Genomic DNA, 15,804 nt, shown 5'->3' with positions numbered 1-15,804 from the left:
CGGAGGTATTTTCGGCCCAAAGAAACACGCGCGGCTCAAGGCCGCACCGCCCCATTGGCCCCGGCGGCGGGATGCGGCATAAGCCCCCCGTGACCTGCCAGCGGAGACCACATGGCCAAAGCTTCGACCCGTTTCGTCTGCCAGTCCTGCGGCGCCGTCGGCACCAAGTGGGCGGGCCGCTGCGAGACCTGTGGCGAGTGGAACACCATCGTCGAGGAAAAGCCGCTGAGCCAGGGCCCCTCTGGCAAGAGCCTGGGCAAGTCGCGTGGCCGCGCCGTGGTGCTGAGCGACTTGTCCACCAAGGAAGATCCGCCGCCGCGCACCGCCAGCGGCCTGGACGAGTTCGACCGTGTCCTGGGCGGCGGGCTGGTGCCCGCAAGCGCCGTGTTGATGGCGGGCGATCCGGGGATCGGCAAGTCGACACTCCTGTTGCAGGCGGCGGCGGCCTTTGCCAATGCCGGGCTGAAGGTCGTCTATATCTCGGGCGAGGAAGCCAGCGCACAGGTGCGGCTGCGCGCCCGCCGGCTGGGCCTTGAAAAGGCGCCGGTAAAACTGGCGACGGAAACCAACCTGAGGGACATCCTGACGACCCTGGACGAAAGCCGCCCCGACCTGGCGATCATCGATTCGATCCAGACCATGTGGGCCGACAACGTCGACAGCGTGCCGGGATCGGTCAGCCAGGTGCGCGCCGCCGCGCATGAGCTGACAACCTTTGCCAAGCGCACCGGCAGCGCCGTCATGATGGTCGGCCATGTGACCAAGGAGGGCCAGCTGGCGGGCCCCCGCGTGGTCGAGCACATGGTCGACAGCGTGATCTACTTCGAGGGCGAGCGCGGGCACCAGTTCCGCATCCTGCGCAGCGTCAAGAACCGCTTTGGCCCCACCGATGAGATCGGCGTCTTCGAGATGACCGGCGGCGGCCTGTCGGAAGTGCCCAACCCCTCGGCCCTGTTCCTCGCCGAACGCGGCCAGCCGGCGCCGGGATCGGTGGTCTTTGCCGGGATCGAGGGCACGCGGCCCGTTCTGGTCGAATTCCAGGCCCTTGTCGCCCCCAGCCCGCACAGCCAGCCGCGCCGGACCGTGGTGGGCTGGGACGGCGGGCGGCTGGCGATGATCCTGGCCGTTCTCGAATCGCGCTGCGGAATCCCCTTTGCCGGTCTGGACGTCTATCTGAACGTGGCGGGCGGAATGCGCGTGGGCGAACCGGCCGCCGATCTTGCTGTGGCCGCTGCGCTACTTTCCGCCCGTGAGGACGCCCCGCTGCCTCCGGATACTGTCGTTTTCGGCGAAATCAGCCTATCAGGGAGCCTGCGTCCCGTCGGGCAGTCCGAAAACCGATTGAAAGAGGCGCGCAAACTTGGTTTCTCCAAGGCGATCCTGCCGGAGGGAGGAAAGGCCACGGCGTCCGGCGGCATGGCGCTGACCCGGATGCCCGATCTGACCGCTTTTGTCGGCGATGTCTTCGGTGCGGGATAGCGGACCGGGCGAAACCACGGTAACAGGCACGACAAAGGGGCCAGAGGGCCCGAGCAGAAGAGGCGGACGCGGCAGATGGAAGGCTTTACAATCGTCGACGGCGTGGTGGGCGTCGTCATCCTGCTTTCGGCGTTGCTGGCCTATTCCCGTGGCCTGGTGCGCGAGACGATGGCGATCCTTGGCTGGGTCGCCGCCGCCATCGTGGCCTTTCTCTTTGCCGATCAGCTGCAACCGCTGGTCAAGGAGATCCCGGTCATCGGCGAATTCCTGGCCGACAGCTGCGAACTGGCGGTGATCGCCAGCTTTGCCGCCATCTTTACCCTGGCGCTTGTGGTCGTGTCGCTGTTCACGCCGCTGTTTTCCTCGCTCATCAAGCGGTCTGCGCTTGGCGGGCTGGACCAGGCGCTTGGCTTTCTCTTCGGCGTGGCGCGCGGCATCCTGCTGGTTGCCATCGCCTTCTTCGTTTACGAAGTGGTGATCACCTCGCAGGATATTCCGATGATCAACGACTCGCGGTCGGCGGCGGTCTTTGCCCAGTTCACCGACCAGATCGAGGAACAGAACCCCGAGCAGGCGCTTGGCTGGATCACCGCGCAGTACGAACAACTGGTCAGCGTCTGCGAAGCGCCCTGACCTGAGCCCCGAAATCACCCCCGATCTGTTCCCCGGCTCGCCTGTAGTTGGCAGAGCCCGCAAAAAGGCGCGTGGTGCCGACATTCGGCTGCCTCCATCCTGTTTGCAGGATGCAAAACGGGGCAGCAAAGGGTCCCGGGGCGGGATCATGCAACCACCGAAAGAATAGCCCCAGGCCAAAAGAGACGCAGAGGTTGTGCAACCGGCCCTTTGAGCGGGTCTGCGCCTCCGCCCAAGGCCGAGGACGCGAAACCTCTTGTAATCGTTTCGTGACATTCGGCGCGCTGGCGACTAAGTAATGCTGCAAATGCGAAGCGGATTCGGAGCTGCTCTTGTCCGACCCTATTTTCCCACCGGCACATCCTTTCGATTTCGACGCCGTCCGCGATCCGGACGATGGCGACAAGCTGAAAGAGGAATGCGGTATCTTCGGCGTGGTCGGTGTGACCGACGCCGCCAACTTCGTCGCGCTCGGCCTGCACGCCCTGCAGCACCGGGGACAGGAGGCGGGCGGCATCGTCTCGCACCATCCGGACCACGGGTTCAACTCGGCCCGGCGCTTCGGCTACGTGCGCGACAACTTCACCCGCGCCTCGTTGATGGAAACGCTGCCCGGCCAGCTGGCCATTGGCCACGTCCGCTATTCCACTGCCGGATCGAAGGGCCAGACCCAGATCCGCGACGTGCAGCCCTTCTTCGGCGAATTCAGCATGGGCGGTGCGGCGATTGCCCATAACGGCAACATCACCAATGCCGAGGCCCTGCGGCGCGAGCTGATCGAGCGTGGCTCGATCTTCCAGTCCTCCTCGGACAGCGAATGCATCATCCACCTGATGGCGCGGTCCCTGCAACGGGACATCCCGGCCCGGATGGAGGACGCGCTGCGCCGGGTCGAGGGCGCCTTCAGCGTCGTTGCCATGACCCGGACCAAGCTGATCGGCGTACGCGACCCGCTGGGTGTGCGCCCGCTGGTTCTGGGCAAGGTGGGCGACGGCTGGTGCCTGTCGTCCGAAACCTGCGCGCTGGACATCATCGGCGCAGAATTCGTACGCGAGATCGAACCGGGCGAAATGGTGGTGATCACCGCCGAGAAGGGCGTGGAATCGTCGCGCCCCTTCCGCCCGGCGAAACCGCGGTTCTGCATCTTCGAACATGTCTATTTCTCGCGCCCCGATTCGATCATCGGCGGGCGGTCGGTCTACGAGACGCGCCGCCAGATCGGCGTGGAACTGGCCCGAGAGGCGCCGGTTGACGCGGACCTGGTCTGCCCGGTGCCCGACAGCGGCACCCCCGCCGCCATCGGTTTCGCCCATGAAAGCGGCATTCCCTACGGCATGGGCATCGTGCGCAACCAGTACATGGGCCGCACCTTCATCGAGCCGACAGAGCAGATCCGCAACATGGGTGTGCGGCTGAAACTCAACGTCAACCGCGCCCTGATCAAGGGCAAGCGGGTGATCCTCGTGGACGATTCCGTCGTGCGCGGCACCACCAGCCGCAAGATCAAGGAAATGATCCTGGACGCCGGCGCCGCCGAGGTGCATTTCCGCATCGCCAGCCCGCCGACCGCCTGGCCCTGTTTCTACGGCGTGGACACACCCCAACGCGAAAAGCTGCTGGCCGCCACCATGTCCGAGGACGAGATGTGCGCCCACCTGGGCGTCGACAGCCTGAAATTCATCTCGCTCGACGGTCTCTACCGCGCCGTGGGCGAGGCCGAAGGCCGCGACACCAAGTGCCCGCAATACTGTGACGCCTGTTTCTCGGGGGAATACCCGGTGGAACCGGCGGACATGATCGAAAAGGGCTTTCAGATGAAGGCGGCGGAATAGCCGCCTTCGCCTGCACCCCGCGATAGCGGAAAAGCGCCCAGGACGGAGGCCGCTCCGGCAGGCCTCCGCACATGCCAATGTGCCGCTCTTCCCCCTGGTGCTGCACCGCAGTATGGCCCCTGATCTGTTCAAAACGGAACCAGGACATGGCACAGGAAACCGCAACACCGCAGGCCGTCATCGCGGCGGCCACCACGCCCGCGACGGGCAACCTCGACAAGCTGATCCTCTTGGGCACCTTCGGCGGCGGAGAGGCCCGCAAGGCCCTTGTGCGGACCTCGCGAGGCAAGGTCGTCACGCTGAAAGCCGGTGACAAGATCGGCCGCGACCCGATCGTGGCAATCGAGGACGGCCGCATCGCCCTGCTGCAAAAGGGCGAAACCCGCTGGCTGACCCAGCCGGTCGCGCAATAGGGTCAGCTGGTCACGTCGCGACAGCGCGTCCAGCTGACGGGCGCGCCCTCGCCGAAACTGACCAGCGCCTCTTCCTCCGACAATTGCCGGATCACGACGGTCACGCCCGCGTCGTGCCCTCCCTCGGGCATGACGAACTGATAGCGATGGCGGCTGTATTGGCCATCGGTCTCGATCCCCGAGGGGGCGACCACCCGGCTGCCCTTGATGGTCAGCATCTGCCCGTCCGGCGCGCACCAGTCGCCCGAGATCTCATCCGCCGCCAGGGTCCCCGGCGCCAGCAAGGCACAGACCATCAGACTCCGTTTCAGCATCGTCACTCTCCAGTCTTTCCCATGCCGCCAGCATGCCGCAAGGCGGACTGGCTGCCCAGCCTCTTGACCACCCCGGCAAAGCGCCGCACACCAGAGCCATGACCCTTCTTGCCCTCGACAGCCGCTGGCGCCGTTTCAATGCCCCCGACAGGGTCTGCCCCTGCTGCGGGCGACAGTTTTCCGGCATCTACGACATCGGGTTCGACGCGCCGGACGACTGGCCGCACCGGCCGCGCCCGGATGAGAACGACCTGGAAATCGGGGACGACCGGCTGGGGCCGGAGTTCTGCCGCATCGGGGAGCGCTATTTCCTGCGCGCCGTGCTGACCCTGCCCCTGCGTGGCAGCGATGACGGGTTCTCCTTCGGTCCCTGGGTCGAGGTGCCCGAACCGGTGTTTCGCGCCTATCTGGCCACGGTCGATAACCCGGACCAGCCCTTCGGCCCCGCCGAGGGGCTATTGGCCAACGCCCTTCCCCTGTTCGAGGACGAGGCAGATAGCGCGGTCACCCTGACCCTGCCCGACCCGGCGCAGCGCCCGCAGGTGACGGCGACAGACGGCCCGCTGGCCGAGGCGCAGGCCCAGGGGATTTCCTTTGACGACCTGCTGGAGATCTACGCTGCCTGCGGCGACGACATCCGCCCCCACTTGGCCGCGGATTGAGGCAACGCGCCGCGCTTGACGCGCCCGCGAAAGCCCGGCACATGCGCTGACATGACCAAGCTCGCCCTCATCACCGGCGCCTCTCGTGGCCTGGGCTTTGCCCTGGCAGAAGCGCTTGCGCCCGATTTTCACATCATCGCCGTGGCCCGCACCGTCGGCGGGCTCGAAGAGCTCGACGACCGCATCAAGGCAAAGGGCGGCCAGGCCACCCTGGCGCCGATGGATGTCACCGACCGCGACGCGATGGCCCACCTCTGCCGCTCGATCCATGACCGCTGGTCGCCCGAGACGCCCGAGGGCGAGGGCACGCTGGCGCTTTGGGCACATACGGCGGTTCATGCCAGTGCGCTGACCCCGGCGGTCCATATCGACCCGAAGGAATGGCAGAAATCGCTGGCCACCAATGCCGACGCGATGGGCCACCTGGTGCCTTTCGTGGCCCCCCTGCTGGGCGAGACCGGCCAGGCGCTGTTCTTCGACGATCCGGTGAAGGGACAGAAATTCTACGGTCTCTATGGCACCACAAAGGCCGCGCAGATCGCCCTGGCCCGCAGCTGGGCGGCGGAATCAGAACGCACCGGCCCCCGTGTCCATGTGCTGGAACCGCGCCCGATGGCCACCGCCGTGCGCGCCCGGTTCCATCCCGGTGAAAACCGCGACGCCCTGGCCACGCCAGAGGCGGAGGCCGCGCGCCTGCTGGCCGCGCTCGCCTGATAATCCGTGGCTTCGGCACCTCGCCCCCGAGGTGCCGGACCTCAGCGCCCATGATAGGGTTGCAACGCAGGCGCCCCAGCCCCTAGAGAAGAACAAATCAGCACGGGCACGCCTTTCATGCGCATTCTCATCACCAATGACGACGGCATCAACGCGCCGGGTCTCAAGGTTCTTTCCGACATCGCCGCCGAGCTGGCCGGGCCATCGGGCGAGGTCTGGACCGTGGCCCCCGCCTTTGAACAATCGGGCGTGGCGCATTGCATATCCTACAGCCACCCGACGATGATCGCCCAACTGGACGAACGTACCTTCGCCGCAGAAGGCAGCCCGGCAGACTGCGTGCTGGCCGGGTTGCACGACGTGCTGAAGGACAATGCGCCGGACCTGGTGCTGTCGGGGGTGAACCGGGGCAACAACTCTGCCGAGAACGCGCTTTATTCCGGCACGCTGGGCGGCGCGATGGAGGCCGCACTCCAGGGCCTGCCCGCCATTGCCCTGTCGCAATATTACGGCCCCGCCAATGCACAGGCCGACAATCCCTTCGAAGCCTCGGCAAAACATGGCGCCGCCACGGTGCGTGCCATCCTGGCCGCCGATCCCGCCCACGCGGGCGGCTATCGCCGTTTCTACAACGTGAACTTTCCGCCGGTCCCGGCCGCTGACGTGGCGGGCACCACCGTCGCGCCGCAGGGCCTGCGCCGCGACACCCGCTTTTCGGTCGAGGCGACGCATTCGCCGTCCGGCCGGCGGTTCCTCTGGGTACGCGGCGGCGACCAGCGGGCCGCGACCGACAGCGGCACCGACGCGGACATGAACCTCAAGGGCTGGATCACGGTCACGCCGATGCTGGCCGACCTGACCGACCACGCAGCGCTGAACAGCCTGAAAGACGCCTTTTCATGAGCTTCGACGCCGAAGCCAAGATGCAATTCCTCTTTGCGCTGCGCTCCAAGGGCGTGACGGACAAAGCCGTGCTGAACGCAATGGAAAGCATCGACCGCGGGCGTTTCATCCAGGGCTATTTCACCGACCGCGCCTATGACGACATGCCCCTGCCCATTGCCTGCGGTCAGACCATCTCTCAGCCCTCCGTCGTGGGCCTGATGACCCAGGCGCTGAAGATCGGGCCGCGCGACAAGGTGCTGGAGGTGGGCACCGGATCCGGCTATCAGGCGGCGATCCTGTCGCAGCTGGCACGGCGGGTCTACACGGTCGACCGGCACCGGCGGCTGGTCCACGCCGCGCGCCAGGTCTTCGAGGCGCTGGAACTGACCAACATCACCGCTTTCACCGCCGATGGCTCTTTCGGATTGCCCGACCAGGCGCCTTTTGACCGCATTATTGTGACCGCAGCCGCCGAAGACCCGCCCGGCCCCCTATTGGCGCAACTGAAGATTGGCGGTATCATGGTCGTGCCGGTGGGCCAGTCCGACGCCGTGCAAAGCCTGATCCGCGTGACGCGGACGGACAGTGGGTACGAGTATCACGAGATGCGTCCGGTGCGTTTCGTTCCCCTGGTCGAAGGGCTTGGCAAGGACTGACCGCCCGGTGTGGTGTCGGACAGGCGCCGCCAACCTGTGACGCCCCGGAGACAAGGGGTGCATGTGAGGATATCGAGATGACATCTGCCTCCCGCCCCATGACGGCTCTTGCCCTTGTTGCCCTGCTTTCCGCCTGTTCCGACGGGCTCGATTTCGACCTGCGCGGCGGGATCGGCGGTGGCGTCGACACCACCGATGCCGCGCTCAAGGCGACCACCGCCCGGCCGGAACCGGACAATCGCGGCATCATTTCCTACCCCAGCTACCAGGTCGCCGTGGCCCAGCGGGGCGATACGCTGGCCGACGTGGCCGCCCGCATCGGACTGCCGGCCGATGAGCTGGGCCGGTACAACGGCATCCGTCCGAACGATCCGTTGCGCCGGGGCGAGATCATCGCCCTGCCCCGCCGCGTGGCGGAACCCTCGCCCGCGACCGGCGCCACCACCACCGGCCCGATCCGTCCGCCGTCCAGCGTGGACGTGACCACCCTGGCCTCCAACGCGATCGACGGCGCCCCGGACACCTCGCGCCGCTCGGCCGACCCGCAAACCGGCGTCGAACCCGTCCGGCACAAGGTCGCGCGTGGCGAAACCGCCTTTACCATCGCCCGGCTCTACAACGTGTCGCCGCGCGCCCTGTCCGAATGGAACGGGCTGGACCGGGATTTCGCGATCCGCGAAGGCCAGTACCTGCTGATCCCCGTCGCCAAGCCGACGGAGCCGCGCAGCAGCGCCCCCGCGACCACGCCCCCGGGATCGGGGTCTCCAACGCCGGTGCCGCCCTCGGCTGCGGCGCCGCTGCCCGCAGAGACACCGAAACCGCGCGGCACCGCCGACCCGACGCCCAAGCCCGAAGAACCCGTCGCCGACATCGGCCAGAACAAGGCCAAGGCCAAGGGCAGCATGACCATGCCGGTCTCCGGCTCGATCATCCGCGAATACAATCCCGGCTCGAACCCTGGCATCGACATCAGCGCCTCGCCCGGCACGCCGGTTTCGGCCGCCGCCGCCGGATCGGTCATCAGCGTGTCGAAAAAGACCAACGGCTCCAGCTTCATCATCGTCCGTCACCCGGACAACGTGAACACGGTCTACCTGAACGTCGCGGACATCAGCGTGAACGTGGGCGATTCCGTCAGCCGTGGACAGCAGATCGCGCGCGTCGCCCCGGGCGAGGTCGGCTTCCTGCACTTCGAAGTGCGCCAGGGTCTCGACAGCGCGGACCCGATGTCCTACCTGCGCTGACCCTGCAAACATAGTGTTGGCCCCGTCGCCTTGGGACGGGGCCGGTCCGTTTGCCCCCGGACTCAGGCGGACTGCGGTCCTTTGGTCCAGACCGCGATATGCGCGGGCGCCGGAAACGCCACGCTGCCGTCACCGCCGACAAATCGCGCCAGGCGCTGTTCTGCCGCTGTCACCAGGGCCTCGAACCCCGCATCATCGATGAACTCCGACAAGGTCCATCCCCTGACATCCGTGCGCACCCAGTCGCGGATCGAGGCAAACCGCGCTGTGCCTGTCAAGGTGGTGACATGCGCCCCGCCCAGCCCGCCGGCCTCGAGCACCTCCCTGACCACCGCCATGTCGCCAAGCACAAAGGGCGCGCGCAGCGCCCCGGCGGCATCGGCGCCGAACATCTCGTCGATGAGCGCGATCATGGCGGCATAGCCCGGCGAGTTGGCGACACGGTCCCAGACCGACAGGGCAATTCTGCCGCCGGGACGCAGCACCCGCCGCATTTCACCGATCGCCACCGCCCGGTCGTCAAGGAACATCAGGCCGAATTGGCACAACACCACGTCAAGACTTTCCGGCGCAAAGGGCAGGTCCTCGGCAGGGCCTTCGACCCAGGTAATGCCGGCCTCGTTCCGGCGGGCCACGGCAATCATGCCGTCGTTGCGGTCAAGCCCGGTGACCTGCCCCCGGTCGCCGGCCCGGCGCGCCGCCTCTCGGGTTGTCGCTCCGGTGCCGCAGGCGACATCCAGCACGCGGTTGCCCGCCTCGATTCCCGCAGCGTCACAGAGCGGCCCGGCCCAGGCGCCAAACAGGGCCGGGACAAAGAAGGCGTCGTAGATTTCGGCGGCCGATGTCGAAACTTGTCCGGCCGCAGCAGTGGATGTGGTCATGGTCCGTCCTCCAAGGCTGTTGGCTTGTTCCCTGAAGGTGACGCACGGAGGCCCATGCGGTATAGTTCAAGATCTGTAGCAACGGGGGCCGGCGTGAAATCCTATGGCCAGTTCTGTCCGGTCGCCAAGGCGGCGGAGCTTTTTTGCGAGCGCTGGAACGCGCTGATCGTCCGCGATCTCGCCGCAGGACCTCGCCGCTTCAGCGAGTTGAAACGCGGCGTGCCGCTGATGTCCCCCTCGCTGCTGTCATCCCGCCTGAAATGGCTGATCGAGGAAGGCGTCATCGAACGCTACGACATGGGAGAAAAACGCCCCGGCTACCGCCTGACCGAAGCGGGGGAGGAGTTCGTACCGCTGGTCGAGGCCCTGGGCATCTGGGGCCAGCGTTGGACCCGCCGCGCGCTGAAAGAACACGAGATCGACCTGGGCCTGCTTGTCTGGGGGCTGGAAAGCGGCAGCGATCCGGGGGCCTTCGGTCCCGGGCGCTGCCTGGTCCGGCTCGACCTGACCGACCAGGTCGACTCGAAACGTTTCTGGTGGTTCCTGAACCAGAAAGGCACCTGTGAGCTTTGTGTCGACGATCCGGGCGGCGAGGTGAACCTCTACCTCGCCTGCACGCTGCCGGATGCGATTTATCTGCTGCGCGGAGACATCAGCCCCTCCCGGGCGGTCGAAACCCGGCGACTGGAAGTTCTGGGAGACAGCTGGGCGATGCGGCGCTTGCCCGAGTGGCTCAACCTCGGCCCGCTGACCCGGATCGCCTCACGCCGTGGCGAACGCCCGGGGGCCTAGAGTTCACCCCAGCGAGACGCCCTTGCGACCCGCCAGGTCGGTAAAGAACTGCCAGGCCACCCGGCCTGACCGCGCCCCGCGCGTCGCTTGCCATTCCACCGCTTCGGCGCGCAGCTCGTCCTCGGCCACGCTGACACCATAGGCGTCGCAATAGCCCCGGATCATCTCGAGGTACTCGTCCTGCGAACAGGGGTGGAAGCCCAGCCACAGGCCGAACCGATCCGACAGCGACACCTTTTCCTCGACCGCCTCCGACGGGTTGATGGCCGTGGACCGTTCGTTCTCGATCATGTCGCGCGGCATCAGGTGGCGGCGGTTCGACGTGGCATAGAACAGAACGTTTTCGGGCCGTCCCTCGATGCCACCGTCCAGCACGGCCTTGAGGCTCTTGTAGTGCTCGTCGTCATGGCTGAACGACAGGTCGTCGCAGAACAGCACGTAGCGATGCTCGGTGCTCCGCAACACGTTCAGCAGACGACCGACAGAGGCCAGGTCCTCGCGCTGCAACTCGACCAGTTTCAGGTCGTGCCCCTCTGTGCGGACGGCGGCGTGGATCGCCTTGACGATGCTCGACTTGCCCATGCCCCGCGCGCCCCAAAGCAGCGCGTTGTTGGCCGGCAGGCCACGGGCGAACTGGCGGGTGTTCTCCAGCAGCGTGTCCCGGGACCGGTCGATCCCCACCAGCAACTCCAGCGGGATGCGGTTGACCTGAGGCACCGGCACCAGCCGGTCCGGCTCTACATGCCAGACAAAGGCTTCTGCCCCGTCAAACTCCGGCTCTGCCTGCGGTGCCGGCGACATCCGTTCCAGCGCCGCGGCGATGCGTTCCAGCGCCGCAGTGCTCTTGGCCTTCTTTCCGCTCATTTCTGGCGGCCCTCGCCTTCGTCGAATTCTTCTTCGTCGAATTCGTCCATCAGCGGATCATTCTCGGTGTCGGGTTCTTCCTCGAACCACAGTCCCTGTTCTTTCAGGTCGGCCTCGCGCTTCTTCTCGACGCGGCGCACCAGGATGATCGAGATCTCGTAGAGACCGTAGACCACCGTGAACAGGATCACCTGCGTGACCACGTCCGGCGGCGTCACCAGCGCGGCCAGCACCAGGATACCGACCATCGCGTATTTGCGCACGCTGCCAAGACCATCGGCCGAGACCAGCCCCGCCTTGCCCATCAGCGTCAAGAGAACCGGCAGCTGAAAGCACAGGCCGAAGGCCATGATGAAGACCAGGGAGGTTTGCAGGCTCTCGTTGACCTTGCCGAAGAAGGTGATCTTCAGCCCTTCGCTCGTCTCTGGCACCACGGCGGCGGCGATCCCGTCCGGGTCGACCGTGCCCGACATGAGGTTGGCAAAGACCGAGGGCGCATCGGTGAAGCCCAGGAAAAACGCCATCGCCAGCGGCGTCACCACGAAATGCGCAAAGCTTGCCCCCAACAGGAACATGACCGGCGAGGCCACGAGGAAGGGCAGAAAGGCGCTTTTCTCGGACCGGTAGAGGCCCGGCGCCACGAAGCGCCACATCTGGTGCGCGATGACCGGAAAGGCCATCGCAAACCCAAAGACCAGGCCGATGCGGAACAGCACGAACAGGTATTCCTGCGGGCTGGTGTATTGCAGCGTCGGCGAGGGGTCCCCCAGCGCGCGCAGCGTCGTTTCGATCGGGACCAACAGGAACCGCAGGATGTGTTCAGCGATGAAATCGCCGCCCAGCGGGATGAAACAGATGCAGATACCGATCAGCAGCGCCACCACCGACCGGATCAGCCGCGTGCGCAGCTCTGCCAGATGCTCGATCAGCGGGGCCGAGCTGTCCTCGATCTCGTCCTGGGCATTGTTCATGCCGGTTTGTCCCCTTCGTCCGGGGCCGCCTTGGGCGCGGCCGCCTCATCGGGGGCCTTCAGAGAGGCCTCCAGTTCCTCGGCCCGGCGCGCGGCCTCTTCGGCCTCGCGCTGCTTGCGCTCGGCGGCCTTGCGCGCGGCGTTGGCCTCGATCTTCTTCCTGGCCTCGTCGCGTTCCTTGGCCAGCTTGCCGGTCTCGCTGTCCGGGTCCAGGTTGGTCATGGACTTGGCGGCGTCCTTGACGCCGTCCATCGCGCTGCTGACCGGGTTGGTGGCCGTCTTGAAGGTCTTGGCCACATCGCGCATGCCGGATTCATCCGCCGCGTCGTTCATTGCGCGACTGAACTCGCGCGCCATGCCGCGCGCCTTGCCCATGAACCGGCCCACGTTGCGAAAAAGCACCGGCAGGTCCTTGGGACCGACGATGATCAGCGCAACGATGCCGATGACCAGCAGTTCGCCGAAGCCGAGATCGAACATGGTGGCTTACACCTTGTCCTTGTCTTTGCTTTCCTCGGCGGGGGTCACGTCCTTGGCCTCGTCCGCCTTCTGGTCTTCCAGTTCCTGCTGGCCGTCGCTCACGCCTTTCTTGAAGGCGGTGATGCCTTTGCCCACTTCGCCCATCAGCGACGAGATCTTGCCGCGGCCGAACAGCACCAGCACGACAACGGCGATCAGCAGAAGGCCGGGAAGGCCGATGTTTCCGATACCCATGATATCTCTCCTCAGGTCGGCGGAGACCGCACCGGCTCCGCGCATCAATGCCACTGCGGCTATCTATATAGACTTTGAGCCCCGAAAAAGGGCCAAAGCGCCGCGCTCGCGCACTCGTTTTGTCATGAGCTTGTCAGTTGTCAGGATTTTGTCAGTATGTACGCGGCTTCTTGCTCGGAATCGCCCACCGCGACACCGGGCAACAGGCGCGAATCCCGGCCCCGCTCGCCGGTTGGACAAAGGAAAGGACGCAGGCGGATGAACCGCAAGGACCGGCTATATGCGCTGACCCAGCGCCTGCGCGACGGCAAGCTGCACACCGCCGAGGCGATGGCCCAGGACCTGGGGGTCTCGGTGCGGACGATCTACCGCGACATGGAAGTGCTGGCCGCCTCTGGCGTGCCCGTCGAGGGGGCGCGCGGCTACGGCTACACGGTGCAGGCGGCGATCACCCTGCCGCCGCTGAACCTGACCGAGGACGAGCTGGAGGCGCTGCACCTCGCGTTGGCCGCGTTGGGGGCTTCCGACCTGCCGGAACAGGCCGGTGCCGCGCGGTCCCTGGCGGCCAAGATCGAGGCGGTCCTGCCAGAGGACGCAGGCCCCGCCCCTGCCCCTTTCGGCTTTGCCACGGAATCCTTTGCCGAGGCGGCGCGCGGTTTTGTCCATATGCCGGTGATCCGCGCGGCGATCCGCGCCCGTCAGCGCCTGCGGGTGAGTACCGGCGGCAAGAGCCATGACATCCGCCCCCTGCACCTGGATTACTTCGGCCGGGTCTGGACCTGCGTCGGCTGGGACGAAACAGAGGGCGGGTTCCTAAGCCTGCGGGTCGACCGGATCGACGATCTCACCCCCTTGCCGGGCCTCTTCGTGGACGAACCCGGCAAGACGCTGGCCGACTGGCGGCGCGGCACGTCCGGATGAGGCAGGCATGAAATGACCCCGGTGCGGGAGGGGAGCACCGGGGTCTTCGGGGCTGGCGCGGCCAGGAGGAACGTGGGGATGGCCGCGCTCGGACCAGCCCGAAATCAGTACTTGTAGGCCGAGCCGCCGTAGCCGCCGCCATAGCCCCCGGTGTAGCCGCCGGCGTGACCGGCATAGCCGCTGCCATAGCCCAAAGTCGGCACTTTCTTGTGGCTGCCATAGGCAGGGGCCTTGTGGCCGTAGCCCTTGGCCGGCTTGTAGCCATCATAGCCGCCGTTGTAGCCGGTCTTGACGTCCTGGTAGCCGCTCACGATGCAGGACCAGGGCGCGCTCTGGTCGCCGCCGACCCGGATCACCTCACGCGAGAAGGTGGTGATTTCGTTGGTGCTCTTGGCGTAGTTCTGCACGCATTCCATCTGGCCGACATAGGCGGTGTTCCAGTCGGCATAGCCGTAGCTTTCATGCGCCGCGGCGGTCCAGGTCTGGATGGTGACAATCTTGGCCTGTTGCTGGGAATGGCCGTATCCCATCGCGGTGATCTTATCCCCCTGCCCTGCGGCAGCGGAAGTGGCGGTCAGGGCGAGGGCGGCGAAGACGATCTTGGCAAAGTTTTTCACGGGTCTGTTCCTTTGACTATAAATGCTTGGTCCTGGGTCCTTGGTCCGTCCGGGGGGCGGTTGCGTCCTGCCTTGGTCCGAACGTCGAATATGAGACGCAAGATAGGCGGCAATCCTTGGCCCGCGCAGGTGTGGAAAACCCCCGTCCGGCGCCAAGCACCTGAAATCACCGCAAAGCTTTCCGGAAAACTCGCGACAGATCAGCAAAAAGCCCCGCGTCCGGTGCAGACGCGGGGCTGATTTGACCGTCGGCTACTGCCGTGGATCAGGCGGAAGCCTTGTAGATCTTGTCGATGTTCGCCGCCAGCGCCGCGTTGAACTCGGCGTCCGAGAGCTGCTTGGTCAGCCCTTCGGCCAGGGCGCGGCTGAACGAGGCGATCATCTTGGGCTGGCGCGCCAGGCGTTCGCAGGCCTCGTCGGTGGAATAGCCGCCGGACAGGGCCACCACGCGGATCACGCGGGGATGGTCGGCCAGGTCGTCATAAAGACCGTCCTCAGTCGGGATCGTCAGCTTCAGCATCACGTCCTGCCCCTCGGCCAGCTGATCGAGATGCGCCTTGATCTCGGCCTTGAGCAGTGCCTCGGCCTCGGCCTTGGTGGCCGAGTTGATGTCAACCTCGGGCTCCAGGATCGGCACAAGGCCTGCGGCCAGCACGGTCATGCCCAGCTCGAACTGCTGAGCGACGATGGCCTTGATGCCCTCGGGGTTCGCCTCGTGGATGACGGACCGTTCCTTGGTGCCGAAGATGCCGAACTCGGCGGCCTCTTTCAGGGTCTCCTCGACGCCCGGGATCGGCTTCATCAGCTGGACGCCGTTCGCCTTGTCTTCCAGCCCCTTGTCGATCTTCAGGAAGGGCACGATGCCGCGCACGTCCCAGAGCGCCTGCGGCGTTGGCCGGCCCTCGACCTCGCCGCGCATTGTGCGTTCGAACAGGATGGCGCCGATGACCTTGGCATTGGTGAAATCCGGGGCCGTGATGATTCGGCTGCGCATCTCGTGGATCTCGCCGAACATGGCGTCTTCGCCGTCATACATGTCCTCGGTCACGCCGTAGAGACGCAGCGCCTTGGGCGTAGAGCCCCCGGACTGGTCCAGCGCGGCGATGAAACCGGCTCCGGTGCGCATCTGGTCGACCTGTTTGGCAAAGGTGGCGGCGTCCTGTCCCATGAAATCCTCGTGTGATGAGAAGAAAGGCGTTTGCCGCTTCGATAG

Annotated in this window: 19 protein-coding genes; 11 read left to right on the top strand and 8 right to left on the bottom strand. The window is 66.2% G+C overall.

The genetic code is table 11. The features are described from left to right. The first annotated feature begins 111 nt into the window (after nucleotides 1-111). The 4 genes from radA to PVW46_RS13190 all read left to right on the top strand — a co-directional run bounded on the left by radA (nucleotide 112) and on the right by PVW46_RS13190 (nucleotide 4,357). Complete coding sequence (gene radA, locus PVW46_RS13205; protein WP_043139690.1) at nucleotides 112-1,479, top strand: DNA repair protein RadA; 1,368 nt, start codon at nucleotides 112-114, stop codon at nucleotides 1,477-1,479. 75 nt (nucleotides 1,480-1,554) lie between these two features. Beyond that, the gene (locus PVW46_RS13200; RefSeq protein WP_069211497.1) at nucleotides 1,555-2,112 is read left to right on the top strand and encodes a CvpA family protein; all 558 of its coding nucleotides are present in this window, start codon (nucleotides 1,555-1,557) and stop codon (nucleotides 2,110-2,112) included. 332 nt (nucleotides 2,113-2,444) lie between these two features. Continuing rightward, nucleotides 2,445-3,944, top strand: a complete 1,500-nt coding sequence (purF, locus tag PVW46_RS13195) for an amidophosphoribosyltransferase (RefSeq protein ID WP_209037479.1) — start codon at nucleotides 2,445-2,447, stop codon at nucleotides 3,942-3,944. Between the two features lie 146 nt (nucleotides 3,945-4,090). Further along, a complete protein-coding gene (locus tag PVW46_RS13190; protein ID WP_069211498.1) occupies nucleotides 4,091-4,357 on the top strand; it encodes a hypothetical protein in 267 nt (88 codons plus the stop codon). 2 nt (nucleotides 4,358-4,359) lie between these two features. Here PVW46_RS13190 and PVW46_RS13185 read toward each other — a convergent pair whose 3' ends face one another. After that, nucleotides 4,360-4,671, bottom strand: a complete 312-nt coding sequence (locus PVW46_RS13185) for a hypothetical protein (protein WP_069211499.1) — start codon at nucleotides 4,669-4,671, stop codon at nucleotides 4,360-4,362. Nucleotides 4,672-4,769: 98 nt separating this feature from the next. On the opposite strand from PVW46_RS13185, the gene PVW46_RS13180 reads away from it, so the two are divergent. From PVW46_RS13180 to PVW46_RS13160, 5 genes are all read left to right on the top strand, one after another. Next, complete coding sequence (locus PVW46_RS13180) at nucleotides 4,770-5,333, top strand: DUF2199 domain-containing protein (protein WP_069211500.1); 564 nt, start codon at nucleotides 4,770-4,772, stop codon at nucleotides 5,331-5,333. A gap of 51 nt (nucleotides 5,334-5,384) precedes the next feature. Continuing rightward, complete coding sequence (locus tag PVW46_RS13175) at nucleotides 5,385-6,047, top strand: SDR family NAD(P)-dependent oxidoreductase (protein ID WP_043139699.1); 663 nt, start codon at nucleotides 5,385-5,387, stop codon at nucleotides 6,045-6,047. Nucleotides 6,048-6,164: 117 nt separating this feature from the next. Then, entirely contained in the window at nucleotides 6,165-6,950 is a 786-nt protein-coding gene (gene surE, locus PVW46_RS13170; protein ID WP_069211501.1) for a 5'/3'-nucleotidase SurE, read from the top strand. After that, complete coding sequence (locus PVW46_RS13165) at nucleotides 6,947-7,588, top strand: protein-L-isoaspartate(D-aspartate) O-methyltransferase (protein WP_043139704.1); 642 nt, start codon at nucleotides 6,947-6,949, stop codon at nucleotides 7,586-7,588. The genes surE and PVW46_RS13165 overlap by 4 nt, the downstream gene beginning before the upstream one ends. A 77-nt stretch (nucleotides 7,589-7,665) precedes the next feature. Then, nucleotides 7,666-8,832: a peptidoglycan DD-metalloendopeptidase family protein gene (locus PVW46_RS13160; RefSeq protein WP_043139707.1), complete on the top strand. Its 1,167-nt coding sequence runs from the start codon at nucleotides 7,666-7,668 to the stop codon at nucleotides 8,830-8,832. Between the two features lie 62 nt (nucleotides 8,833-8,894). On the opposite strand, the gene PVW46_RS13155 is transcribed toward PVW46_RS13160, so the two are convergent. Then, on the bottom strand, nucleotides 8,895-9,713 hold the full coding sequence (locus PVW46_RS13155; RefSeq protein WP_069211502.1) for a class I SAM-dependent methyltransferase: 819 nt from the start codon (nucleotides 9,711-9,713) through the stop codon (nucleotides 8,895-8,897). Between the two features lie 93 nt (nucleotides 9,714-9,806). Between PVW46_RS13155 and PVW46_RS13150 the strand changes: the two genes are divergently transcribed. Continuing rightward, nucleotides 9,807-10,505, top strand: a complete 699-nt coding sequence (locus PVW46_RS13150) for a winged helix-turn-helix transcriptional regulator (protein WP_069211503.1) — start codon at nucleotides 9,807-9,809, stop codon at nucleotides 10,503-10,505. Between the two features lie 3 nt (nucleotides 10,506-10,508). On the opposite strand, the gene PVW46_RS13145 is transcribed toward PVW46_RS13150, so the two are convergent. From PVW46_RS13145 to tatA, 4 genes are read right to left on the bottom strand one after another with little or no spacing between them, the layout of a single operon-like run. Continuing rightward, nucleotides 10,509-11,369, bottom strand: coding sequence for an ATP-binding protein (locus PVW46_RS13145; protein ID WP_069211504.1), 861 nt, complete (start codon nucleotides 11,367-11,369; stop codon nucleotides 10,509-10,511). Next, complete coding sequence (tatC, locus tag PVW46_RS13140) at nucleotides 11,366-12,340, bottom strand: twin-arginine translocase subunit TatC (RefSeq protein ID WP_043139717.1); 975 nt, start codon at nucleotides 12,338-12,340, stop codon at nucleotides 11,366-11,368. The genes PVW46_RS13145 and tatC overlap by 4 nt, the downstream gene beginning before the upstream one ends. Beyond that, nucleotides 12,337-12,819, bottom strand: a complete 483-nt coding sequence (gene tatB, locus PVW46_RS13135; RefSeq protein WP_043139719.1) for a Sec-independent protein translocase protein TatB — start codon at nucleotides 12,817-12,819, stop codon at nucleotides 12,337-12,339. The genes tatC and tatB overlap by 4 nt, the downstream gene beginning before the upstream one ends. Nucleotides 12,820-12,825: 6 nt before the next feature. Continuing rightward, nucleotides 12,826-13,053, bottom strand: a complete 228-nt coding sequence (gene tatA, locus PVW46_RS13130; protein ID WP_043139721.1) for a twin-arginine translocase TatA/TatE family subunit — start codon at nucleotides 13,051-13,053, stop codon at nucleotides 12,826-12,828. Between the two features lie 258 nt (nucleotides 13,054-13,311). Here tatA and PVW46_RS13125 point away from each other — a divergent pair, with 258 nt between their 5' ends. Next, nucleotides 13,312-13,974: a helix-turn-helix transcriptional regulator gene (locus tag PVW46_RS13125; RefSeq protein WP_043139723.1), complete on the top strand. Its 663-nt coding sequence runs from the start codon at nucleotides 13,312-13,314 to the stop codon at nucleotides 13,972-13,974. Between the two features lie 104 nt (nucleotides 13,975-14,078). Here PVW46_RS13125 and PVW46_RS13120 read toward each other — a convergent pair whose 3' ends face one another. Together PVW46_RS13120 and PVW46_RS13115 are read right to left on the bottom strand one after the other, a co-directional pair. Further along, nucleotides 14,079-14,591 carry a hypothetical protein gene (locus PVW46_RS13120; RefSeq protein ID WP_069211505.1) on the bottom strand — a complete coding sequence of 171 codons (513 nt, stop codon included), beginning with the start codon at nucleotides 14,589-14,591 and terminating at the stop codon, nucleotides 14,079-14,081. Nucleotides 14,592-14,856: 265 nt separating this feature from the next. After that, nucleotides 14,857-15,759, bottom strand: coding sequence for a fructose bisphosphate aldolase (locus PVW46_RS13115; RefSeq protein ID WP_043139727.1), 903 nt, complete (start codon nucleotides 15,757-15,759; stop codon nucleotides 14,857-14,859). Nucleotides 15,760-15,804: the final 45 nt, after the last annotated feature.

Origin of the sequence: Mameliella sp. AT18 (genome assembly GCF_028807275.1) — a bacterium.
Lineage (GTDB): Bacteria > Pseudomonadota > Alphaproteobacteria > Rhodobacterales > Rhodobacteraceae > Antarctobacter > Antarctobacter albus.
The sequence above is the reverse complement of the archived record's forward strand: the minus strand, read 5'-3'. Positions and strand labels throughout refer to the sequence as shown.

Excerpts from the sequence above, each read along its gene's own strand:
- PVW46_RS13160 (WP_043139707.1), top strand. The coding sequence starts at position 7,666 with ATGACATCTGCCTCCCGCCCCATGACGGCTCTTGCCCTTGTTGCCCTG.
- radA (WP_043139690.1), top strand. The coding sequence starts at position 112 with ATGGCCAAAGCTTCGACCCGTTTCGTCTGCCAGTCCTGCGGCGCCGTC.
- PVW46_RS13115 (WP_043139727.1), bottom strand. The coding sequence starts at position 15,759 with ATGGGACAGGACGCCGCCACCTTTGCCAAACAGGTCGACCAGATGCGC.
- PVW46_RS13175 (WP_043139699.1), top strand. The coding sequence starts at position 5,385 with ATGACCAAGCTCGCCCTCATCACCGGCGCCTCTCGTGGCCTGGGCTTT.
- tatB (WP_043139719.1), bottom strand. The coding sequence starts at position 12,819 with ATGTTCGATCTCGGCTTCGGCGAACTGCTGGTCATCGGCATCGTTGCG.
- PVW46_RS13200 (WP_069211497.1), top strand. The coding sequence starts at position 1,555 with ATGGAAGGCTTTACAATCGTCGACGGCGTGGTGGGCGTCGTCATCCTG.
- PVW46_RS13180 (WP_069211500.1), top strand. The coding sequence starts at position 4,770 with ATGACCCTTCTTGCCCTCGACAGCCGCTGGCGCCGTTTCAATGCCCCC.
- surE (WP_069211501.1), top strand. The coding sequence starts at position 6,165 with ATGCGCATTCTCATCACCAATGACGACGGCATCAACGCGCCGGGTCTC.
- PVW46_RS13185 (WP_069211499.1), bottom strand. The coding sequence starts at position 4,671 with ATGCTGAAACGGAGTCTGATGGTCTGTGCCTTGCTGGCGCCGGGGACC.
- PVW46_RS13155 (WP_069211502.1), bottom strand. The coding sequence starts at position 9,713 with ATGACCACATCCACTGCTGCGGCCGGACAAGTTTCGACATCGGCCGCC.
- PVW46_RS13165 (WP_043139704.1), top strand. The coding sequence starts at position 6,947 with ATGAGCTTCGACGCCGAAGCCAAGATGCAATTCCTCTTTGCGCTGCGC.
- tatC (WP_043139717.1), bottom strand. The coding sequence starts at position 12,340 with ATGAACAATGCCCAGGACGAGATCGAGGACAGCTCGGCCCCGCTGATC.
- PVW46_RS13125 (WP_043139723.1), top strand. The coding sequence starts at position 13,312 with ATGAACCGCAAGGACCGGCTATATGCGCTGACCCAGCGCCTGCGCGAC.
- PVW46_RS13190 (WP_069211498.1), top strand. The coding sequence starts at position 4,091 with ATGGCACAGGAAACCGCAACACCGCAGGCCGTCATCGCGGCGGCCACC.
- PVW46_RS13145 (WP_069211504.1), bottom strand. The coding sequence starts at position 11,369 with ATGAGCGGAAAGAAGGCCAAGAGCACTGCGGCGCTGGAACGCATCGCC.
- tatA (WP_043139721.1), bottom strand. The coding sequence starts at position 13,053 with ATGGGTATCGGAAACATCGGCCTTCCCGGCCTTCTGCTGATCGCCGTT.